Origin of the sequence: Ensifer sp. LBL (assembly GCF_050435225.1) — a bacterium.
Lineage (GTDB): Bacteria > Pseudomonadota > Alphaproteobacteria > Rhizobiales > Rhizobiaceae > Ensifer.
Genome location: NZ_JBNDJY010000005.1, coordinates 1 through 21,510, shown reverse-complemented (window position 1 = coordinate 21,510; position 21,510 = coordinate 1). Strand labels below are relative to the sequence as shown.

Here is a 21,510-nt window from a genome sequence, read left to right as displayed (position 1 = left end):
GCATAAGTGGTTAAATTGTAAAAGAATAATGGCTGTGAAATCGCTGGCGCGTCAACAAGAAGAGGACGCCCATGAGCTCGCACACCTGCGCCACCGACAGACTTTCCCCGGCATCCGCCGGAACGACCCACAGTCCGCCCTGGCTTGGCCTCTGCATCCTGTTGCTGGCCGGGTTCGTGACGATCTTCGACCTCTTCGTTGTCAACGTCGCGATCCCCTCGATGCAGGCGGAACTGGGCGCCAGCCTCTCGCAGATCGGCTTCATCGTTGCGGGTTACGAGCTTGCCTTTGGTGTCCTGCTTGTCACCGGCGGGCGGCTCGGCGACCTCTACGGGAGACGCCGGTTGTTTGTCCTCGGCATGGCCGGTTTTACGGCGGCCTCGCTTCTTTGCGGCATGGCTCCGTCAATTGAAATCCTGATCGGCGCGCGGGTGTTGCAGGGGCTGGCGGCTGCGCTGCTGTTCCCGCAGGTCTATGCCTCGATCCGTCTGAACTTCTCTGGCGACGACGGTCGCCGCGCCTTCGGTCTGCTCGGCATGACACTCGGTCTTGCCGCCATCGCCGGCCAGATCCTCGGGGGCTTTCTGGTCGAAGCCGATCTCTACGATCTCGGCTGGCGCACGATCTTCCTGATCAACGTACCCATCGGTCTTTTTGCAATCGTGATGGCGCGGTTCATTCCCGAAACGCGGGCGCCCGAACGCTCTACGCTGGACTGGCTCGGCGTGGCACTGGTCAGTCTCGGGCTGACGCTCCTGCTGGTGCCGCTGGTCGAGGCGCCGACCCGCGGCTGGCAGGCCTGGAGCTTCCTGTCGCTTGTCGCCGCCGCCTTTCTGCTTGCCGCCTTCTATCGCCAGCAGGAACATCGCCGCAAAGCCGGACGCCAGCCCCTCGTCGACATGAAACTGCTGCAGCAGCCGCGGTTTGCGCAGGGTGGATTGCTGGTCCTCCTGATTTATTCGACTGCCTCTTCCTTCTTCCTCTGCTTTGCGCTCCTGGTGCAGATGGGCTTCGGCCTCAGCCCGTTTCAGGCCGGTCGTGTCTTCGTGCCATGTTCCATCGCTTTTGTGATCGTTTCCCTATGCGCTCCGCGCCTCCTCGTCCGTTTCGGAACGCCTGCCATCGCCATGGGGGCGCTGATCTACGCAGTCTCGTTCGGCGTGCTGGTCGGGCAGGTGTGGATTGCCGGGGCGGGTCTCGTGGTTGCTCACCTCGTTCCCGCGCTGGTCGTCATCGGTGGGGCGCAGGCGATGATCATGACGCCGCTGCTCAACCTCGTGCTTGGCTTCGTGGACGAGCGGCAGGCGGGTATCGCCTCCGGGATCATTTCGACGCTTCAGCAGGTCGGTGCAGCGCTCGGCGTGGCCGCGGTCGGCATCCTCTTCGGTGCGACGCTTGGGACGGGTTCGCAGGAGCAGGCTGCGCGCTACGCATTGGCCTTCGTCTCCGGCATGGGCTACAACGTCGCGGCGGCTGTAATCGTTGCGATCCTGCTGGCGCGGCTGGCGGTCCACGGACGCCCCGCGAACTGAACCTCTGTCCTAAGGACGCGGACGCCATCGATCGGGATGCTGACCCGCTGCGGTCGGCATCCGCAGGGTGTCAGCCAATGCGTCGCGCGTTCCGAACTTCGCCGGAGGCATCGGTCAGCTGTGTCTTCTCCACGTTGAGTATCCAATCCCGGAAGATCGCGATCTTTGGATTGTCCTGGGCGTGCTCGGGACACACCAGGTAATAGGCAAACTCGTCTATCAAAGTTTCGTCCAGGAGCTGCACCAATTCGCCGCTGGCGAGTTCCGCTGCAATCATTGCAGCGGGCAGCAGGCCTGCGCCATGGCCCGACAGGATCGCCTTCAGAATAAGGCTGCTATCGTCAAAGGACGCGCCACGGGGAGAGCGGAACTCTTCCACGCCATTTGCCTGGAACCACAGGCTCCATCCCCTTCGGTCGGCATCATGGACATGCGGCCAACGGATGAGATCGGCCGCGCATTGGGGAGCGCCGAGGCGATCGACGAGATCAGGGGCTGCCACGGCGACCATCTCGACGGCTAAGACGTGGTCGCTGCGCAGGCCGGGATAGCGGCCGACACCATGACGCACCGCGACATCGACGCTGCCGCGGGAGAAATCGGCAAGAGCATTGCTTGCGACGATCTGGAGATCGATTTCGGGGTTGCTTTCCTGAAAGGATCTCATGCGCGGCACGAGCCAGGACGATGCGAAAAACGGCGTGACGCTGACCGTTAGCATTCCGTTGTCGTTGGAGGCCATGACGCGTCGCGAGGCTTCGGCAATCTGGCGAAAGGCGTTGCGGACCGCCGGCAGATAGTCCCGGCCCGCATCGGTCAAATAGATGCCGCGTGTCACCCGTTCGAACAGCTTCACCCCAAGATGTGCCTCCAGCGACTTCAGCATCTGGCTGACGGCGCCCGGCGTGACGCAAAGCTCGTCGGCCGCCATCTTGACCGAGAGATGGCGGGCGGCAGCTTCGAAAGCCTTCAGGGCGTTGAGCGGAGGAAGGTGGCGGCTCATGATTTAGTTTTTCTAAGTTATAGGGCTGATTAAATCTGGTTTGTCGGCCGAGTACGACGTGCATTATCACATTATATGCCGCTTGTCTCACGGTTCACGAGGAGCAGGAGGCGCGATTGAGAAAAGACAGATTTTCTAATGTATATGCCCTTGCCGCAGTCGGGAAAAATTGCATGACGATAGTTTCGGACGAATTTAGTTTGCTGACCCTCACGGAGATCGCAGACAAAATCAAAAGTGGGAGCGTTTCCTCGCTTGCGGTCACCGAGGCCCAACTTCGGCGCATCGCGCGACTGGAACCGGATCTCCACGCCTATGCGCAGGTGATGGAAACAAGCGCGCTGGAACAGGCGAGGGCGGCGGATGAGGAAATGGCCGCCGGAGGCCGTCGCGGCCCGCTGCACGGCGTTCCCATCGCCGTCAAAGACCTGTGCTGGATCGAAGGCGTGCCAACCAGGGCCGGGACGCTCGTCCATGGCAATTTTGTTCCGGGCGAAGACGCCACTGTCGTCAGACGCCTGAGGCAAGCAGGCGCAATCATTGTCGGCAAGACGCAGATGACCGAGGGCGCCTATTCGGACTACCATCCGGCAATCACTCCGTCTGTCAATCCGTGGCACGCGGACTATTGGGCCGGGATTTCCTCGAGTGGTTCAGCTGTCGCGACGGCGGCGGGCCTTTGTTTCGGTGCGATCGCGTCGGACACGGGTGGCTCGATCCGCTGGCCGGCTGCCGCAAATGGTGTCACGGGCCTCAAACCGACATGGGGGCGGGTCAGCCGGCACGGCGTCTTCGATCTCGCTCCCTCCCTCGACCACATCGGCACGATTGCGCGAAGCGCCATGGATGCGGGCATCCTTCTTGCGGCCATAGCGGGAAGTGATCCGAAGGACCCGACGGCGGCCGCGCAAGCGGTGCCGGATTTTGCTTCGGCTTTACAAGGCGGGATCGGCGGCCTTCGGATAGGCTTCGATCCCCTGTGGAACAGCGAGGACGTGGAACCCCAGACACAGGCCGCACTCGCCGCTGCCGCGGACGTTTTTACTGCTCTTGGCGCGCACATGGTCGAGATCAGGTTCCCGGATGTGGGCCAGGCCGTTGCCGACTGGGTGCCGAACTGCGCCGTGGAGGCGGCAGCCGTTCACGAGCGAGACTTCGCCGCGAACACGGACTTGTACGGGCCCATCCTTGCCGGCGTCATCGAAATGGGCAAGGCCGTTTCGGAGGCTGAGTATCAGCAGATCCTTCTGCGACGGGCGATTTTCCGTCGCGACGTCGAAGCCCAGTTTGCGTCCGTCGATCTGATCCTGACCCCCGTTCAGCCGTTCGCTCCCCTGACGCTCGCTACCATCGCGACACTTGGTGAGCAGCCGGATCTGATCGCCAGGCTGCAACGCTACACCTGCCCTCTCGATATGAGCGGCCATCCGGCACTGACGTTCCCTGCAGGCATCGCAAAGGACGGCATGCCGATCGGCCTTCAACTCTTGGCCGGTCAGTTCCAGGAATTGACCCTTGTGCGCGCCGGAGCGGCATTCCAGGGGCACACGGCTTGGCACAAGCGGCACCCAGGAAAAGGCTGAGGGGGAGGACGATGATGAACAATCACCACCAGCGCCAAGGCATCTTCTACGGATGGGTCGTCGTCGCCGCGACGTTTACGCTGACATTCGTAGGCTTCGGTAGCGCCTATACTTTCAGCGCCTTCATCGAGGTGTTGCAGCAGGATTTGGGGGCATCGCGTGGCTCCGTTTCGCTCGTTTTTTCTTTGGCAGGCTTTTTGTACTTCTGCCTGGGCGTGGTTTCCGGCCCGCTTGCGGACCGGTTCGGGGCCAGATCGCTCTGCGTTGTCGGCATGGCGCTTGTCGGTCTCGGCCTTGTCTTGGCGGGCCAGGCGCGCACCATTGCCGAGGTCTATGCAGCCTACGGGCTCGGCATCGGCCTGGGCGTCGGATGCGCCTATGTGCCTGCCCTTGGGGCCGTGCAGCGCTGGTTCGTCGCGCGACGTGGCCTGGCTTCGGGGCTCGCGGTCAGCGGTATCGGGCTCGGCACGCTTGTCATGCCGCCGCTGGCGACGTGGTTGATCGCGACCCTGGGCTGGAGAGAGGCCTATCTGGTGCTCGGTGGCGCGGCCGCTGTCGTCGGCATCGGCGCGTCGCTGCTGCTCGAAAGCGATCCGGGGCGACGGGGGCTGCGTCCGGACGGAGCCTTGGCCGAGCCCGGCGTCGCGAAGTCGGTGGCAACGGAGGGCGTTTCGGTCAAGGATGCAATCCGGATGCCGCAATTTGTCGGCCTGTATGTGGCATGCCTGTTGAGTGCAATCGGCGTGTTCGTTCCCTTCGTCCATCTCGTCCCGTTTGCAGTCGATCACCAGATCGCTCCAACCGTCGCCGTCCTCCTCCTGAGTGCGATCGGCGTTGGCAGCACAGCGGGGCGCTTCTGCCTTGGGGGGCTTGCGGACCGCTTGGGCCGGGACACCTTCGTGGCGGTCATGTACGCGGGCATCGCCGTGTCGCTTGCAGTTTGGGCCTTTGCGACCGGGCCTTTGGCCCTCGCTGCCTTCGCCCTGCTGTTCGGATTGTTCTATGGCGGCTGGGTCGCCGTGCTGCCGGCCGTGGTTGCCGATCATTTCGGCCGTCGCAATGTCGGCGGTATCATCGGTCTTCTTTACACGAGCGTTGCAATCGGCACGCTGATCGGCCCGAGCCTTGCCGGCTTTATCTACGACGCCAGCAACAGCTACTTCCCGGCTATCGCAATCAGTGCAGGCGCCAACGCGGTGGCCGCGCTTGTCGCGATCGTGACGATCAGCTTCAAGTCAAGGACAGTTGCCGAAGGGTCTTGAGCCGGCATTACAGCTTTTTCGTTCCCGCCTTCTGTATTGGATATCGCTGCCACGCGCCCGCAAGATTGCTTGCATTGGTTGTGGCGAATTGAAAATGACACAACCAATTAGATATGGTCGGAGGCGAGAGGACGAACGGCGTTTCATCCGTTGCGCGTTTCGCCTGTCGTCACGCATGGCGCCAATCGAAGCGGGCCGCAGCAGTGGCCGTCTTCACGGTTGAGCAGTGCGACCATCGACTTGCCGATCGAACGGTTCAAAGGTTGGCTGGATGAGCGGGGAGCAATTTGACGACTATTATCAGACGCTGTCGATGCTGCTTCGTTCCTCGCTCGATGAGGTCAAGGAGAGCCTTTCGGAAGAAGACTACACCGCGATAAGGGACCACCTCGATCATGGTGCGTACGGTGTCGCATGGGAGCTCCTTTGGGATCTGCTTCATGCACATCCTTTGCCGATACCGGCTGATCTCGTCGAATGCGGGCGAAGAATGGGTATCGATGCTATGTGAGCTGAGATTGCTGAGATGCCAGAGCAAGGGCGCAGACATCCCCTCTGGGGGTGCAGCGTTTCGGCCAGACCGTCGGCCATCGACGCCGTTGCGGGGTGTCGGTCTGATCCGGGCCGTCACCGCGAAGGAGCGGGGCTATAGACTTCAGACGCGCGGACAAGGGCTGACGATTGAACTGCAAAGGACGAACACGGTGAAGCATCAATCCGAAAAGCCAATCGCGCCCGACTCCATTCAGGGGGAAGTCGACGCCACTCGTGGCGGTGCGATGTTCCTGGCAAGGATCGTTGCCGAACTTGGCATGCCGTCGGAGCCTCCGGCCGTCCTGATCGGCTCAGGGCAGAACTCTGTCGCCTATCAGCTTGGCGGTCGGATCCTTCGATTGCCGCGCCATGCCGGCGCCGAGCGCGACCTCGTGCGAGAAGCCTCAACGCTTCGTGCGGTTCGGCCTCTTCTTCCCGTGTCGGTGCCTGATCTTGAGGTGCGCCGCATCGGCGGCCAACTCATCTCGCTGCACGCCAAGATCCCGGGCGAACCGCTTTCGGACCTGGCCGGCCTGACAATCGGCGCACGGAAGGCCTTGGCCGTGGACCTTGCCGCATTTCTACAGGCCCTGCATTCGGTCCCCATCGACCGCCTGGAGGCCGGGCCCGCCGAGGCGCCTTCGTCTGAGTGGCATCGGCTTCTGGCGCAATGCGAAGATGTGGCCTTTCCGCTGCTTTCGCCTGATGTCGTCACCGGTCTGCGGACGCGTTTTTCCGATTTTCTGGCGACCTGCGACGCGCTTCCGCAGTGCCTGATCCACGGGGACTTTGGGACTGGAAACATCCTCGTCGATCGCGTCCGCCTCTCCGGCGTCATCGATTTTTCCGGCTGCGGCCCCGGTGACCCAGCCTATGATTTTGCCAGTCTCGCGGCAGGACTTGGTGACGGGTTCGTCGATCTGGTGCTTGAGTACCTTCCGGCCGACACGGCGGCGAGGGAGCGTATGAGCTTCTATCGAATGACGTTTCCGCTTCTCGACATCCTGTATGGCGTCGAAAACCGCGACCCGGAGACAATCCACGCGGGCGTGCGCGCCTTTGCGGCCTAGTCGTCGTTCGGCCTTCAAATGCTTCCGCAGCGCACAAAGAAGCAGAAGTGCGAGATTTCGAAGGGACTTGTTCATCGACGACAAGGCGCCAGCAATACCGGAAAGCGAATAACACCATATAATTGTGTTGCGACGCACAACGAATCTGAAGTTGTATTCCGCCTCGTTTGAGTGTAAAGAAGGCGTCCTCCAGAAATGAATATGCGAGTCCAGAGTGGCTCGCCAAGAACAGGGCTCGAACGATTGCGAGTTTTCCTGGGAGGATTGCTATGCCGATTCAGCAATTGACTGACGCGGGTGATCCAGGTGTGGACGATCGTCCGCTATGGGACGTCATTTTCGGCATCTTCGGACTGCCGGCGCTGTTCATTTCGCACCGGCTCGGTCTCTTTCGGTTCGTTGCCGACAGGAACCCGACCTTCGAGCAGCTCTGCGACGGCCTGAAGCTCCAGCGGCGCAGCGCCCAGATTCTGGTCAGCGCCGCGACCTCGCTCAATTTCCTTGAGTTCGTCGATGACCGCTATCGCCTGACGCCGTTGTCAAAGTCCTATCTTCTGGAAAACAGCCCGAATTACTTCGGGCATTACTGGGATTTGTTGATCGACAATCGTGAGGTCTTTTCGTTCGACGCCCTGAAAGCTGCGATCGTCAGCGGCGCCCCGCGGGCCTATGGCGTCGAGGACATCTACGCGACCCATCGCGAGGATGCCGAACGGACCCGGACGTTCACGCGGGCGATGCATTCGGTCAGCGTATCGGCGGCGCACGGATGGGTGCACAAGCTGGATCTTACCGCCCATCGTAGAATGCTCGATATCGGCGGAGGCTCGGGCGCCCATGCGCTGGCGGCGGTCAGCACCGCTCCGCAGCTGCTTGCGACCGTGTTCGATCTTGCGACCGTCTGCCCGGTGACGGAAGAGTTCATCGCTCGCTACGGTCTTGCCGATCGCGTCGACGCCCGGGCCGGCGACATGTGGACGGATCCGTTTCCGCGGGCCGACCTGCATTTCTATTCCCACGTCTACCATGGCTGGGCGCCGGAAAAATGCCGCTTCCTCAGCCACAAGAGCTTTGGCGCTCTGGAGCCCGGCGGGCGGATCGTCGTCCATGAGATCCTCTATGACGACGCCGGCAAGACCGGCCCCTTTCCCGCCGCTGCGACGAGCATGATCATGTTGGGTTGGGGCGAGGGCGCGCAGTACTCCGGTCCTGAGATATGCGGCTTTCTGGAGGAGGCCGGTTTTCGCGATCTGCAGGTCATCCCGGCTTTCGGCTACCACAGCATCGTCACGGCTTTAAAGCCATGAACGGGTCGCAAAGTGCTCCAACCGCCGCGCAAATGATGCGCTTCACCCAGGCGATCGAGGGCCGGGTGCTCGGCCGCCAGTCGCCCGATTATGATCTCGTTCGGCGATCGCTCGTCTGGAACGGACGTCCGCCGGAACGCTCCCCACTCCTGATCGTCGAGGCGCGTTCGGACGCCGACGTGGCGACCACGGTCGATTTCGCGCAACGCCACAATCTCTCCGTCAGCGCGCGCGGCACGGGCCACAGCTACAGCGCGATCTTCCTGTGCGATGGGGGCGTGCTGCTCGACCTCTCCCGCTTGAACGATGTGGCGGTCGATCGGGTGTCGCGTCGGGTAAGCGTCGGACCGGCCGCGACGAGCGGGCAGATTTGTGCGGCGCTGGAACGGGAGGGGTTGGCGTTTCCCGTTGGCCACGACGCCTCCGTCGGGATCGGCGGGTTCCTTCTGGGGGGCGGGCTTGGGGTCAACAGTGCCGCCTGGGGCGGCATGAGCACCTTTAACATTCTGGCGGCAGACGTCGTCACGGCTGACGGCGTTTCGCGACGGGTCAGCGCCGATGAAAATGCCGACCTCTTCTGGGCGTTGCGGGGAGGCGGACCCGGACTTCCGTTCATTGTGACGCGCTTCCACCTGCGTTGTTACGATTACCCCGGTGCGATCACGAGCAAAACCTATGTGTTTCGCTTTTCCGACCTGCCGCGCCTGGCAAAAGCTCTGGAGGAGATCGCCCCCGCTCTCGATCGGCGGCTTCAGGTGATGCTGGCGGCCGTCGCGGCACCGCCGGGGCTGGCCGAGACATGTACCGCCGAGGACCATGGTCGCATCGCGGCCCTCACGGCCATCGCCTTTGCCGATGATGCCGCAGCGGCCCGGTCGATGCAGGCGCAACTGGCAGCGTTGCCCATTCTCGCGAACGCTTTAGCGCCCACCGACGATCAGGCCATAACGTTCGCGCAGGTCCTGGAACAAGGAAAAGACATTCTCGTGTCGAAACGCTATCGCACGGACAACGTGCTTTGTGATGCCATCGGAGACGCGGCAGAGATCATCATGCGGCATCTCCCGGCCGCACCGTCGCCCGCCACCTTGTCCCTGATCGTCTGGCGTGGACAGCAGGCGCAACCGGACGCTGCCTACTCCGTTTCGGGTCGGTACTTCGTTTCGACCTATGCGCAATGGGATCTGGCTGGGGACGACGCGATCAACGCCACCTGGCTGCGCCGCTTTTATGACGACATGGCTGGCATAGCGACCGGCACCTACGTCAACGAGTTCGATCTGGAGGGGCGGCTTGGTGAGGTCGGTCGGTGCTTTTCGGCGATCGCGCTCGATCGTCTCCGGACCTTACGACGACAGCATGATCCGCGCGGGGTTTTTCATAGCCCGTTTTCTCACCTGCATCCGTAATGGGGGTATGTCGATGCGCGTTCGTACCTACGGCAAGATCGACGAGGCAGGCCCAGGGCGCTGGGACGAGTTGGTCGCCAGTTGCGGCGCGCCGCTCTTCTACCGTTCGGCGTTCTTGCGGGCCTTCGAGAGATTTCCGCTGCATAGCGTGCAGGCGCATTTCTACATCGTCGGTGAGGACGCGCAGGGCGGACTGGTTTTTGCGACCCCGGTCTACCTGCTGAAAGGCGTCGATCCGATGAAAATCCTCAACAATTACTTTGCCGACTATGGCGGCGAGCTCATCCTCGTCAACCATGTCTGGCATTGCTACGACACGTGGATCCCGGCGCGTGGTCTCGACCCCGATGTCGTCGGTGCTGTGCTATGGGCCATGGAAGCGCTGGCCGCGGATCTGGGCGTAGCGCTCTGGGGGTTCACCAATGTCGATGGCACCGGCGAACTGAGCCGTGCTCTCACGGCTGCAGGCATGGTAGGGGTCCAGGTCGAAGAACGGTTCCTTGTCGATCTCACGCCCATTCCCGACATCGATCGATACCTTGCCCTGTTAAACCAGCCCGTGCGCCAGAACTTGCGGCGCTACATGCGCATTGCGGAGCGCGCGGGCATCGTCGCCCAAGTCGCCCCTGTGGAGCATGCCGACCTCGACGGCTTCGTTGCGCTCGCCCGCGCCGGTGCCGCCAAGTATGGCAATGCCGACTACTACCGTCCGGGTATCTTCGAGGACTTTCTGCGAGCTCTTGGTGGACACGTCCGGGTGTTCGAGCAGAGGCTGGAAGGCAGGTTGATCGGTTCGACAGTTCTTCTGGTCGATGAGACGACACTGCATTGGTGGGTGGCCGGAAACGACTATACCGCCGTGCCTCAGATCAGCCCGTTCTACCTTGCTTTCCTGGCCGCCATCAAAGAGGCGATGGCCACCGGCAAGGTGGTCGTCGAAGCTGGCCGCCGCAACCCGCGTTTCAAGACGCGGCATGGCCTGCGACCCCGGCCGGTCCAATCCCATTTCCTGCCGACATTTCAGCGCGCTGTCGAGGGATAACGCAGGTCGTTATCGCGAGGCGCTGGGTAGGCGGCGCCCGTTGGCCAATGGTGCCGATAAATGGGACGGAGGGAAACCTAGGAGGAGGCGGAACCCATGACGTCAAGCGTCGCTCACGATGGCATGTATCAGCATTTCGTCTGGACTCTGCCGCCGGCCGATCCGGAGGCGTGGCTCGCGGCGCTGATCGCGCTCCACCAGCTTTTCGATGGCGCCTTCACCGCCAAAACCTGGCTATGCCGCTGGGTCGGCGGCGGTCCTCCGGCGTTCTCGTCAATCGAACTGGCGCAGCTCACCGATGGCCCGATTAGTCTCGTCGCGTGCCATCGACTGGTCCGCGCAAGCGATGGTGCCGAACGAAATACGCTGGGTCAGGGCGAACATGTGATCGTCTTCGCCCGCACAGCCGTTGACCTTGCGACCGTCGAACGCTGGCATCCGCGCACGGCACTGGTCCTTGAGGCCACCGAGAACCGGGACAACTTGACCGTCACCTACATTCAGCGGCGCGGTGTCATCGATCCGGGCTTCCCGGCGATGTTGGAGCGCGCGGTCAATGGGTTGGTCCCGCTTACACGCCGCGGCGTGGATGATACGGCCGATATCGCAGCTACGATCCGGGCTGTGCTTCCCACTCAGGCGGTCACGCCGAAAGCCGTCGAAACGGCTCCGGATCTGTTCATCCACCGCTTCTCCGCGCTCGCGGCACAGGCCCCCGATCGCTCGGCGATCATCACGGCGGACACGAGGATGAGTTATGGCGAACTCGCCCGTGCGAGCGACAGTCTTGTCCACAACTGGCGGCGTCTCGCTTTTGCGAAGGGCGATCGCTTGATGGTGATTGCGCCGCGCGGGCCGGTTCTCGTGGTGACAGTGCTTGCTGCGTTCAAGGCTGGCCTTGCCATCTGCCTGGCTGATCCGCGTCAGCCGCCTGCCTATGTCGCGACCTGCCGGCGCATTGTCCGCCCCGCCTTGGTCATCGATCTCAGCGGTCGGGATCTCGCGCCGCCGGGCGTTCCTGCTGTGACCGCCATCGACCTGACGCTGGACGCCGCGGCACCCCCGATTTGCACGGACCGCTTCGAGGGCGACGACTGCGCGATCATTACGCTGACATCCGGCACGACGCGTGAACCGAAAGCGGTTCTGGGGCGCTACAGCTCGCTGACCCGATTTTTCGATTGGATGGATGATCGTTTCGGCCCGATGGCGGATGCCGCGTTTGGAATGTGCTCGAGCATCGGCCATGACCCGCTGCAGCGTGACATCATGACGCCGCTCTATCTCGGCGGGCGCATTGTCATACCGGACGAGCGTGACCTGAGCGAACCACAGCGCCTTCCCCGGTGGCTGGCGTCCAACAGGGTCGAATTCGTTTGCCTCAATGCGGCCCTGGTGCCTTGGCTCGGATCATCGGCCCACCTGCCGCACCTGCGCGCGCTCTTCTGTGTTGGCGGTGCGCTGACGCGATCGCAGGCCGTCACGCTGCGCGCGGCGGTGCCGCAAGCGCGGATCGTCAATCTCTACGGCGCAACCGAAACGCAGCGCGCCGTCGGGTTCTACGAGGTGCCGTCCGATCCCGATGCGCTTGCGGAACTCCCGGAAATTGTCCCGCTTGGACGCGGCATGAAAGATGTCGATCTTATCGTTCGGGACGTCGCTCATTGGCGACTGACACTACCGTTCCAAGTCGGAGAAATCGCCTTGCGCAGCCGCCACCTGGCTCTTGGTTATGCCGGCGACCCCGAACTGACGGCCCGCAAGTTCAGGCATGACATTGTGCCCGAACCGGACGACGTGCCCACCTATCTGACCGGCGATCTCGGCTACGTCTCGGCGAGTTATGGCGTTGTCTTTACGGGTCGGATGGACGACCAGATCAAGATCAGCGGCTATCGCATCGAACTCGCAGCGATCGATGACATGTGTCGTCAGCACCCGGCCATAGAAAATGCCGCGACACTTGTTTTGCCGATCGACGGCTTGCCGACCTTGGTCACATGTTTCGTCCCGTGGGATGCAGCGGAGCATGATGGCATTGACGGTCTTCGCCAGTGGCTCGCGCAGCGATTGCCACATTACATGGTTCCACATCGCCTGTGCGCGATGGGTGAACTTCCCCTGACGCTCAACCGCAAGATCGACGCACAGGCGCTCACCGCACATGTACGCTCAGAGATCGGGTTGGATGAGACGAATGTGTCGGCCCCAGCCACCGCCTTGCTCGACCGGATCGTCGCGTTCGTCCATCGGCACACCGGACAAGACGATCCCGCAAAGGATCTCGCCCTGGCGGATCTGGGCATCGACTCGTTGCGTTTCGTCGAGCTGACTACGCAATTGTCTGGCGAAACGGGCGGCGGCCCGCATGGTTTCGACGGGTTTCACAACGGCATGTCGATTGCCGACCTTGCCTCGGCTCTGGCGGATCGGGGGATGTCCCGCTTGGGCCGCTCCTCCCCAGTTGCGCCCTTGTCGCCACGTCGGGTGGCAAGCCCCCAGACCCGCCCGCGCGACCTCCTCGGATCGGTACTGGATGTCACCGAGACAGATATTCGCTTTGCCCAGGGCGCCTTCGATCACTGCTGTTCCAACAGCTATCTCGGAATTGCCGGGCGGCCTGAAATCCGTGCGCAGATCGCTCGTTTTCTCGACCAGAGCGGTCCGCACGGTGCACATGGCTCGGCGGAGCTGAATGGGTTCACGACCTGGCACGAACAGCTGGTAATGGCCGTGAAGGTGATCCACGGCAGCGAGGCTGCGCTGCTCTATGGGTCCGGCTACCTGGCCAATATCTCGGCAATTTCCGCCGTGGTTGAGGGCGACGCCCACCTCTTCGTCGACGAGGATTGCCATCAGTCCATCGTCGATGGTTGCCGCTTGAGCGGTGCGAGGATCACGACCTACAGGCACAATGATGCGAGCAATCTCGAAAGCCTTCTTTCCGCGACGCCTCGATCCGGGACGGAGAGGAGAGCGATCGTGACCGAGGGGGTCTTCAGCATCGAGGGCGACGTGCTGGATCTGCCGGCAATCCATGCGATTGCCCGCCGCTTCGACTGCCTTCTCATCGTCGATGAAGGCTGCTCGCTGGGCTTGCTCGGTATCGACGGGGCCGGAGTGGAAAGTCATTTCGGCCTCCCGGGATCGATCGACATTCGAACCGGCACGCTGGCCAAGGCGATCGGGTCGACGGGTGGATATGTCACCTGCCGGCTTGCCGACATGGCGCGCTTGCGGTTTCACCGGGCCGCCAGCTTTTCAACCAGCCTCTCTCCGCTCAATGCCTTTATCGCCTTGCAAGGAGCGCGACTGCTGCGGCTGGAAGGGCGTGCGCTGAAGGCACGGCTTGATCGCAACGCCGCCTTGTGGCGCGAGGGCCTGAACGCACTGGGCTTCGACACGGCCCGGTCGGCGACCGCGATCGTGCCGCTCCTGTGTGCCGGCCCTGACGACGTGGCTGCCTTGTTCCAGCGCGCCCTTCGTCTCGGGGTCTATGCGCTGCCCGTGTCCTCGCCTTGGTCCCGGCGCGTAAACGGGCTTCGCACCTCGGTGACGGCTGCGCACAGGCCTGACCGCTTGCGGGAGATCATCGGGCGCTTCGCTGCTGACGCAAGCGGTGCCGCCGATGCTTCGTTTCTAAGGGCCTAGCGTTGCGGTCCGGAACGTCTGGTTCTTCGGCGGATTGGGTGAACCCTGGCAGGAAGCAGATACATCACTGCGAATTTGCCGATCTGATTGCGAAACACAATCGGTCCTGATAAATACCGATTGCGTATTGCAAGCAGTATGCGCACGAGAAACTCTGGGGGGACGGGCGATGGAGCGAATTATGGACTATGAAATCGGGCATAAGACATTCGAGTTCGAACGGCGTTGTGAAGCTCCGGTGGCGTCGGTTTTCAAGGCATTTGCCGATCCGGTCATCCGCGCCGGCTGGAGCGCGCCGTCTGACGACGCAACGTTTGTCTACACCGCGGCCGACTTTCGCGCGGGTGGCGAAGACCATTTCCGCTGCGGTTCACTGGAGAACCCGCAATACACCGGGCGCACGACCTACATCTCGATTGTCCCGGACGAACTCGTGGTCAGCGCCGAGATCGTTGAAGCCGGCGGGAGAAAACTGATGTCGAGCCTGATTACAACGGAACTGGCGGCCGACGGCGATGCAACGAAGGTCAAGATGACCGTCCAGGTGACGTCCCTCTTCGGTGACCGAATGATCTCAGGCACGGAGATCGGGACCAATGCGGCCCTCGACAATTTGGTGGAGTATTGCTCGCTCGGTCGCTTGCTTGAACGGCGGTGAAGGGACGGTCCGCCGGTCTTCGATCCTCAACGGGTGGAGAGAGGCGGGGGAGGTGGCGGGGTCGTGGATCCGGTCCCGAGTGAGCGTTGGACCATGACGCTATCGGCCCAGCGTCCGTAGCGGTAGGCGACACCTGGCAGCAGGCCGACGCGAACGAAGTTGAAGCGTTCGTGCAAAGTGAGCGAGGCGACATTGTCGGCGTCGATATAGCCGATCATCTGGCGAAAGCCGGCTGCGGCGCAGGCATCGATCAGGCCCCGCATGAGCAGGCGCCCGACGCCTTGGCCGAGATGTTCGTGTTGAACATAGATCGAGTGCTTGACGGTATAGCGGTAGGCAGGGCGCTTGCGAAACAGGACGACATAGGCATAGCCGACAACGGCGCCCTCCTTGATCGCGACGAGATGGGGCAAGCGGCGACTTTTCAGGTTCTTCCGTCGCTCGCGCAGGTCGTCGGGCTGCGGCGTATCCCCCTCGTCCACGCCTTCTTCTATGCCGCGGCGGATATGCCGGCGATAGATGGCCAGCATGGCGTCGACGTCGCTCTCCCGGGACGGGCGAATAATAATCGTTTCATCCTGCGGCATGAAGGGTCTCGATACTCCTGAGTTTTATTCAGCGACGACGTAGGTATGAAGTCGAATGCGGCCGGACGCGTCGGTTTGGCGGTAAAGGCCCTGGATCTCCACGTCGAAGCCGGGGAACGTGTTGAAGCAGGTTTCGAACATCTTGAGATAGTCAATCATCGGCTGCGCGCGCGCGGTTAGCCTTTCGCCCGGCACGATGGTGGCGATCCCGGGCGGATAGACGACGAAAGGCGTCGTTGCGATCCGCCCGGCAATGGCGTCGATCGGCAGAAAGTCCACGTCATTGCGCACGAGGCAGCGCGCCGCGTCATGGGGCGAAAGGGCGATGTCAGGCAGGTGCTCTTCGGAAAACTGCCTGGCCTGCAGGGCGCTGACATTGGCGTCGCGGAAGAAGCGGTGCATGTCGCCGCAAAGGTCGCGCAACCGCACGCCGGCGTAGCGGCCGGGGCGGCGGCGATAGAACTCCGGGATGACCTCTTCCAGCGGCGCGTTGTCGTCGTGAAGCCGCTTGAATGCGACGAGGCCGCTGATCAGCGTGCCCGCCTTGCTTGCCTCGACGCCGGGCGTGAGCAGAAACAGCAGGGAGTTGAGGTCGTTCTTCTCAGCGACGATCCGGTTCTCGCGCAGGTATTGCGCAACGATCGGTGCGGGAATTCCGTGCTCGGCATAGGCACCGGTTGCCCTGTCGAAACCCGGCGTGAGCAGCGTCAGTTTGTTGGGATCGGTCATCGCGAATCCCGGCGCCATATCGGAAAAGCCGTGCCATGCGGCCCCCGGGGAGAGGTGCCAGAAGGCCGGATTGGTGGCGAGCTGATCGGTGGCGACACTCTCCCATGGCACGTCGTGGACCGCTCCGGGGCTTGCCACATCCGGCATGGCCACGCGATCCGGCACGAAGGGCTCGAAGAACCAGCGGCGCTCGGGCCGGCGTTCCTTTTCCTCGAACTCCCGCCGCACCGCCCGGATCTTCTTGCGAAGCTCGATGCCGAGCCGGATCGTATCATCCCACAGCACTTCGCCGGAACGGCCCTTCATCATCTGCGCTCCGACATCAAGGGACGCGAAGAGCGGATAGAAGGGGGAGGTTGACGCGTGCTGCATGAAACTTTCATTGAAGCGCCGGTGTTCGACCCGGCGTTTCTGGCCGGTGATGTGCCGATCCTTCATGTGGATCTGCGAGGCCTGGGAAAAGCTTGCAAGCTGCTTGTGCGTTGATTGCGTGGCGATGATGCCCGGGGCCTCGGGGCCGAGTTCGGCAAGGCCCATGGCAAACCGACCGGCATAGAGCGGATGAAATTTCATGAAGCCCGCCCAGGCCTCGTCAAACAGGATATAGTCGCACAGATGCCCGATGGCTTTCAGGATCATCTCGGCATTGTGGATCGTGCCGTCATAGGTGCACTGTTCCACCACCGCCACTCGAAACGGGCGCGGCTTCCGCCAGGCATCCGGGTCCTTGACCAGCGGATGGGTGCGAATGCGCTCGCGAAGCGTCTCTTCGTTCAAGCTGCCGAAATCCATCGGACCGATCAGGCCATGGGCGTTTCTGGCGGTCGGCACGTAGACCGGGATGCCGCCGGAGATCATCAAGGCACCGTGATGGGCGGCCTTGTGATTGTTGCGGTCGAACAGAACCAGATCGCCATCGGTAACCAGGGCGGAGAGAGCGACCTTGTTCGAGGTCGAGGTGCCGTTGAGCACGAAGTAGGTCTTTTCGGCGCCGAAGATCTTGGCGGCTTCCTTCTGGGCGGCGAGCGCGGGCCCTTCATGGGTCAGAAGATCGCCGAGATCGAGCACGGAATTGTCGAGATCGTCGCGAAAAACCGCTTCGCCCAGATGCTCCATGAACACGCGGCCGACCGGGCTGCGGCTATAGAACACGCCGCCATTATGCCCGGGGCAGGTCCAGAGCTGGTTGCCTTCCTCGGCGTAATCCACCAGCGCGCCAAAGAAAGGCGTCTTCATCGTCTCGGCATATTGCTTGAGGCGGCTGATGAGGTTTTTCGCGATGAAGGCAGGGGTCTCCTCGGACAAAAAGACATAGCCGTCGATGAAGTCGAGCACTTCGACCGGCACGTCCTCGAAGCGCTTGCGCCTGATCAGCAGGATGATCGGAAATTCGAGGCCGCGCCGGCGCATCAGGTTGATGAGGGAGGCGGTCTTGCCTTCCATGCCCTTCTTGCCCCAGTCGACCATCATGCAGCCGATGGCTGCATCCGTCTGGACGGCGATCTCCGCGTCCTCAAGACTGCGCGCGCGGACCACCTCGAAACCGGACCGCTCGATCTCCTCGACGATCTGCTTATACCGGGCCCCTTCGAGATCCTCGTTGTCGAAGGCAGGTGTCGCGAACAAAAAGGTGAAGCGTCTGAAGTAATCCATCGGTGCCTCCGCCATTTACACGAAGCGAGTTGTTCGTGCGTTTCGTGACGATGTTGTGACGGCGGCCCTGGTTAGACGCGATCGTCGAGCCGCAGGAGGTTGCGGAACGCCTGATGCGCTCTTGAAGTTCCACCGCGGCGAGGCACGTGCGAAGGAATACGGATGACGGGTCCAACGGACCTCGAATGCCTGGTTCAGGCGAGCGGATCGCTGTTGTTAGCAGCAAGTGTTCCTATGAGGCATGCAAGTCGCGCGATATCGGAGCGCCCAGGCAAAATCCTTCGAACCGCGCGGTAAAGCCTTCGCGCTCGGGAGAACAGGCCATGACGCCTATCCGTGCGTCATCAGCGGAGAATGGACATAATCTCGCCATCTGCCATAGACCATCGCCAAGATGAAACTGGACCCTGAGCGCAGCATCGTGCCGCGTCAGCCGGATATGCACTTCAGCGTTCGACTGCGCTCGCGCAAGCGGGATTACCGACCAGTCCGACGTTCCGTTCGTGACGACAACCGAGAAATGCATGAGGCCGTCGGTGAACTCTACGCCGGTCTTCAGCCAGTGAGTTTCGTCGATAATGAGCATCAGTCCGGCTTGATCGTAGAGTTCGCGATAGTCGCCGCGCACGACCACCGATGCGGTAAAGTCTCCGCTCACCGGCTGCAGCCTGGCATGACCGGAATGGCGTCTGAAGCCATAGAAGGTCGTCTGCCAGAAGTCGGTATTCGCCTCCGTTTCGAGCGTGAGCACGCCATTTTCGACGGTCCAGTTTCGCGGCTCATTCAACCAGCTAAAATCCGTCAAAACGCCCTCCAGCCCTGTGCGATCGGCGCGCACGGGCGCGCCCACCATTGCGGTACCATCTATGGCTGGAGCAGGCGTCGGTAAAGGCTTCTTGGGCGACGGACCGCCATGCCTGTGCGGACGACTTTCGGCCGGACGCCCAGCTTTCACCGGCATTCGTAGCGCCGGCCGTCACGCCCAATGAATGTTCCGCTGCGCGGGTCATAGGAGCGGTAGCGCGCAAGGCACCGCGCGTCGCGGTCGTTGCGCCGATAAGCTTCCGCCTCGCGCTTGCGCTCCGCCTCCTGCGCCGCTCCGATAATGATGGCGCCGAGCGCCAAGCCGATCGCGCCGGCAGCCAAACCAGCCTTCAGATCCTTCTTGTCCTGTTTTTCCTGGCGCTCGCGCCACCGATCGCGCCGCGCTTCCTCACAGCGCCACCGCTCCCTTCCGTGAAGGTCCCGACAATGGCGCCAACCTCCATCGTAATCGTCAGCAAGGACGGTTGGGGCAGGCACGGTCGCTCCCAAAGCTGCAGCCAGCGCGAGAACCTTACCGAAGACCGACGCACGCATGGGACCTACTCCTTCAAATATCGAACCGATTGGTTCCGGAGTCTTGCGACCACGCGTTGCGGGAACATTGCAGCGAAGCGGAGGGATTTAAACCGCCGCGGCGAGGAGAGTGCTGAAGCTCGATCTCGGCCATGGATTCGGATCAGCGCGGCGCGTCCGGATCGGAATACTGGATCACCCACGCCGGTGGCTCTTCCTCCTTGCTTCCATGCACCTTGACGTTCCGCTCCTTTGCCCAGCGGTATCCCCACATCGGTCCGAACTTCGTGGAAAAGCGAGGAGGGGCCTTGTACGCCGGATGGCCTTGCGCCTCCTCCAGGGAGACGAAGCGGTAGCCAGCACTTGTGAAAAGCTCGAGTATGCGATCGATGGTGGCCGCATTGATGCGGTTGGCATGGAGCAGCAGGATGCCGGGCGGTTCGCACCCGAGGACATTGCGGTTCAGATCCGCATAATACGCAATCTCGACGCGGCTATAGTCCATGTAGGCGTCTTCGATCTTTTGGATCATCGCCGTATCGGATCGCGCCAATGCACGTTCATAGGCGGCATCAAACACGTAATCCGACGTATCGATGGTGGATGCCGCAAGATGATATCCGCGTTCGCCAAGTACCCGCTCGAATGCCTCGCGACGTTGATCCGTGTCCCCGACGTGATTGTAGGGAAACCGGAAGAACCGAAGGCTACGGCCCGCCCTTTCCACCATCGGCCGAATGCTGGCCTCTCCATCGATCACTTCGCGACGAAACGCATCGACGTCCAGAGTATTGCTGTCGAGGTGGTTTGCACTGTGATTGCCAAGCTCCAATCGACCAGCGTTCCACGGTTCCAACAGCGCCCGACCGATCTCACCCAGCGCCTGCACGCGCCGTTCGACGACAAACCCGATAGCGGGAACGTTGCCACGGGCGAGTCCGGCCAGGATGGCTTCATTCGTAGCCTTCGCGACCGCTTCGAGGTCCCGGGCTTCCGCATCGCCTGCGCGGGTATAGGGAAGATCGTCGAACGTGACGGCAACTGTCCTGTCGTGCGGAGCAGCGCAACTGCTTTCGAGCGCCTGCGATCGGGCCGCTTCTGCCGGCGTCAGCAGCATCATCAGGCCCGCCATCACCAGTGTCGCGCGCATTCGATATCCTCGCTTGGTTTCTCTGGCCGTGCCCGGGGGCCATTTGCGTCGTGTCGCGGTCACCAATCGTCAAGGCCGCTTCGCTTCCGGTTTGAAGCGCGTGCCTTCATGTCGGACGCCCGCCTTCGCCGATCTCTCCATTGCCCCGTGAGATCACAACGCCCGGATTGCCTCAACATTGCGCACGATCGACAAGCCTTTCGACGACGGTCCACCCGTTGTTCGACCAGATCTGACGACGCTGTCCTGACGGTTGCTGTCCGGTTCGCCTAGCGCTTGATTGCAACCGCCTCGCAGTGGATAAACGCGGGCAAGCCATAGGGAGAATTCTTGCATGAGAGCACTTGTCCAGCGCGTTTCATCTGCGCGTGTCACTGTAGACGGAACGGTCACGGGAGAAATCGCCAACGGCCTGTTGGTCCTCGTGTGTGCGATGAAGGGCGATACCGAGACGGAAAGCGAATGGCTGGCGCGCAAGATCGTCAACCTGCGCATCTTCAGGGACGATCAGGATCGCATGAACCGTTCGCTGGTCGATGTGGGCGGATCAGCGCTCGTCGTCAGCCAGTTTACCTTGGCCGCAGAGACGAAAGGCAACCGGCCGGGTTTCTCGACGGCCGCGCCACCGGAGGAGGGAAAGCGCCTCTATGAGCATTTCTCGGCGCAAGTCTCGACCCTTGGCGTTGCTGTTGCGAATGGCGTTTTCGGTGCGGATATGCGGGTGGAGCTCGTCAATGACGGTCCTGTGACGATCTGGCTGGATACGGCGGCTGGCTGAACGGCCACTTTCCGCCCGTTTACCCGGGCGGACAGTGGCCGTTGTTGCTTGTGGATAGAAATACCGTTTGTTTTCAATGTGTTGTTAGAATTATGTCGGGTCCATGAAAATCCCTGTTGACGTCTGTGAGGATGGGGGTCTATAAGCCCGATCACTGACGAGGGCGGCGGCGCTGCTGGCGACGACGACCTTCGCTCTAGAGTTTCCTGGGTTGGCTGATGCTG

Annotated in this window: 16 protein-coding genes; 10 read left to right on the top strand and 6 right to left on the bottom strand. The window is 62.1% G+C overall.

The genetic code is table 11. From position 1 onward, the window contains the following. Nucleotides 1-71: 71 nt before the first annotated feature. A complete protein-coding gene (locus tag OKW20_RS20075) occupies nt 72-1,532 on the top strand; it encodes an MFS transporter (RefSeq protein WP_429174633.1) in 1,461 nt (486 codons plus the stop codon). Between the two features lie 70 nt (nt 1,533-1,602). Here the strand turns inward: OKW20_RS20075 and gcvA are convergent, their stop codons facing one another. Continuing rightward, a complete protein-coding gene (gene gcvA, locus OKW20_RS20070; protein WP_429174631.1) occupies nt 1,603-2,535 on the bottom strand; it encodes a transcriptional regulator GcvA in 933 nt (310 codons plus the stop codon). 173 nt (nt 2,536-2,708) lie between these two features. Here gcvA and OKW20_RS20065 point away from each other — a divergent pair, with 173 nt between their 5' ends. The 8 genes from OKW20_RS20065 (at nt 2,709) to OKW20_RS20030 (ending at nt 15,051) form a co-directional block, all read left to right on the top strand. After that, nucleotides 2,709-4,118, top strand: coding sequence for an amidase (locus OKW20_RS20065; RefSeq protein WP_429174629.1), 1,410 nt, complete (start codon nt 2,709-2,711; stop codon nt 4,116-4,118). An 11-nt stretch (nt 4,119-4,129) separates the two neighbouring features. Next, nucleotides 4,130-5,380: an MFS transporter gene (locus tag OKW20_RS20060; protein WP_429174627.1), complete on the top strand. Its 1,251-nt coding sequence runs from the start codon at nt 4,130-4,132 to the stop codon at nt 5,378-5,380. A 395-nt stretch (nt 5,381-5,775) separates the two neighbouring features. After that, the gene (locus OKW20_RS20055) at nt 5,776-6,984 is read left to right on the top strand and encodes a phosphotransferase family protein (RefSeq protein WP_429174625.1); all 1,209 of its coding nucleotides are present in this window, start codon (nt 5,776-5,778) and stop codon (nt 6,982-6,984) included. 269 nt (nt 6,985-7,253) lie between these two features. Beyond that, nucleotides 7,254-8,291: a methyltransferase gene (locus tag OKW20_RS20050; protein ID WP_429174623.1), complete on the top strand. Its 1,038-nt coding sequence runs from the start codon at nt 7,254-7,256 to the stop codon at nt 8,289-8,291. Next, on the top strand, nt 8,288-9,700 hold the full coding sequence (locus OKW20_RS20045) for an FAD-binding oxidoreductase (RefSeq protein WP_429174620.1): 1,413 nt from the start codon (nt 8,288-8,290) through the stop codon (nt 9,698-9,700). Before OKW20_RS20050 ends, OKW20_RS20045 begins: the two co-directional genes overlap by 4 nt. Then, the gene (locus OKW20_RS20040; RefSeq protein WP_429174618.1) at nt 9,651-10,742 is read left to right on the top strand and encodes a GNAT family N-acetyltransferase; all 1,092 of its coding nucleotides are present in this window, start codon (nt 9,651-9,653) and stop codon (nt 10,740-10,742) included. Before OKW20_RS20045 ends, OKW20_RS20040 begins: the two co-directional genes overlap by 50 nt. A 96-nt stretch (nt 10,743-10,838) precedes the next feature. Continuing rightward, nucleotides 10,839-14,393, top strand: coding sequence for an aminotransferase class I/II-fold pyridoxal phosphate-dependent enzyme (locus tag OKW20_RS20035; RefSeq protein WP_429174616.1), 3,555 nt, complete (start codon nt 10,839-10,841; stop codon nt 14,391-14,393). 181 nt (nt 14,394-14,574) lie between these two features. Beyond that, nucleotides 14,575-15,051 carry an SRPBCC domain-containing protein gene (locus OKW20_RS20030; RefSeq protein WP_429174608.1) on the top strand — a complete coding sequence of 159 codons (477 nt, stop codon included), beginning with the start codon at nt 14,575-14,577 and terminating at the stop codon, nt 15,049-15,051. Between the two features lie 26 nt (nt 15,052-15,077). On the opposite strand, the gene OKW20_RS20025 is transcribed toward OKW20_RS20030, so the two are convergent. From OKW20_RS20025 to OKW20_RS20005, 5 genes are all read right to left on the bottom strand, one after another. Further along, nucleotides 15,078-15,638 carry a GNAT family N-acetyltransferase gene (locus OKW20_RS20025; RefSeq protein WP_402324594.1) on the bottom strand — a complete coding sequence of 187 codons (561 nt, stop codon included), beginning with the start codon at nt 15,636-15,638 and terminating at the stop codon, nt 15,078-15,080. Between the two features lie 24 nt (nt 15,639-15,662). After that, a complete protein-coding gene (locus tag OKW20_RS20020; RefSeq protein WP_043623887.1) occupies nt 15,663-18,020 on the bottom strand; it encodes an Orn/Lys/Arg decarboxylase N-terminal domain-containing protein in 2,358 nt (785 codons plus the stop codon). 232 nt (nt 18,021-18,252) lie between these two features. Further along, complete coding sequence (locus OKW20_RS20015) at nt 18,253-18,873, bottom strand: DUF1349 domain-containing protein (protein WP_429174606.1); 621 nt, start codon at nt 18,871-18,873, stop codon at nt 18,253-18,255. Between the two features lie 98 nt (nt 18,874-18,971). Continuing rightward, a complete protein-coding gene (locus OKW20_RS20010) occupies nt 18,972-19,379 on the bottom strand; it encodes a BA14K family protein (protein ID WP_429174604.1) in 408 nt (135 codons plus the stop codon). 142 nt (nt 19,380-19,521) lie between these two features. Beyond that, nucleotides 19,522-20,508 carry a polysaccharide deacetylase family protein gene (locus OKW20_RS20005; protein ID WP_429174602.1) on the bottom strand — a complete coding sequence of 329 codons (987 nt, stop codon included), beginning with the start codon at nt 20,506-20,508 and terminating at the stop codon, nt 19,522-19,524. 334 nt (nt 20,509-20,842) lie between these two features. Between OKW20_RS20005 and dtd the strand changes: the two genes are divergently transcribed. Next, nucleotides 20,843-21,286, top strand: a complete 444-nt coding sequence (gene dtd / locus OKW20_RS20000) for a D-aminoacyl-tRNA deacylase (protein WP_429174599.1) — start codon at nt 20,843-20,845, stop codon at nt 21,284-21,286. Nucleotides 21,287-21,510 lie beyond the last annotated feature (224 nt).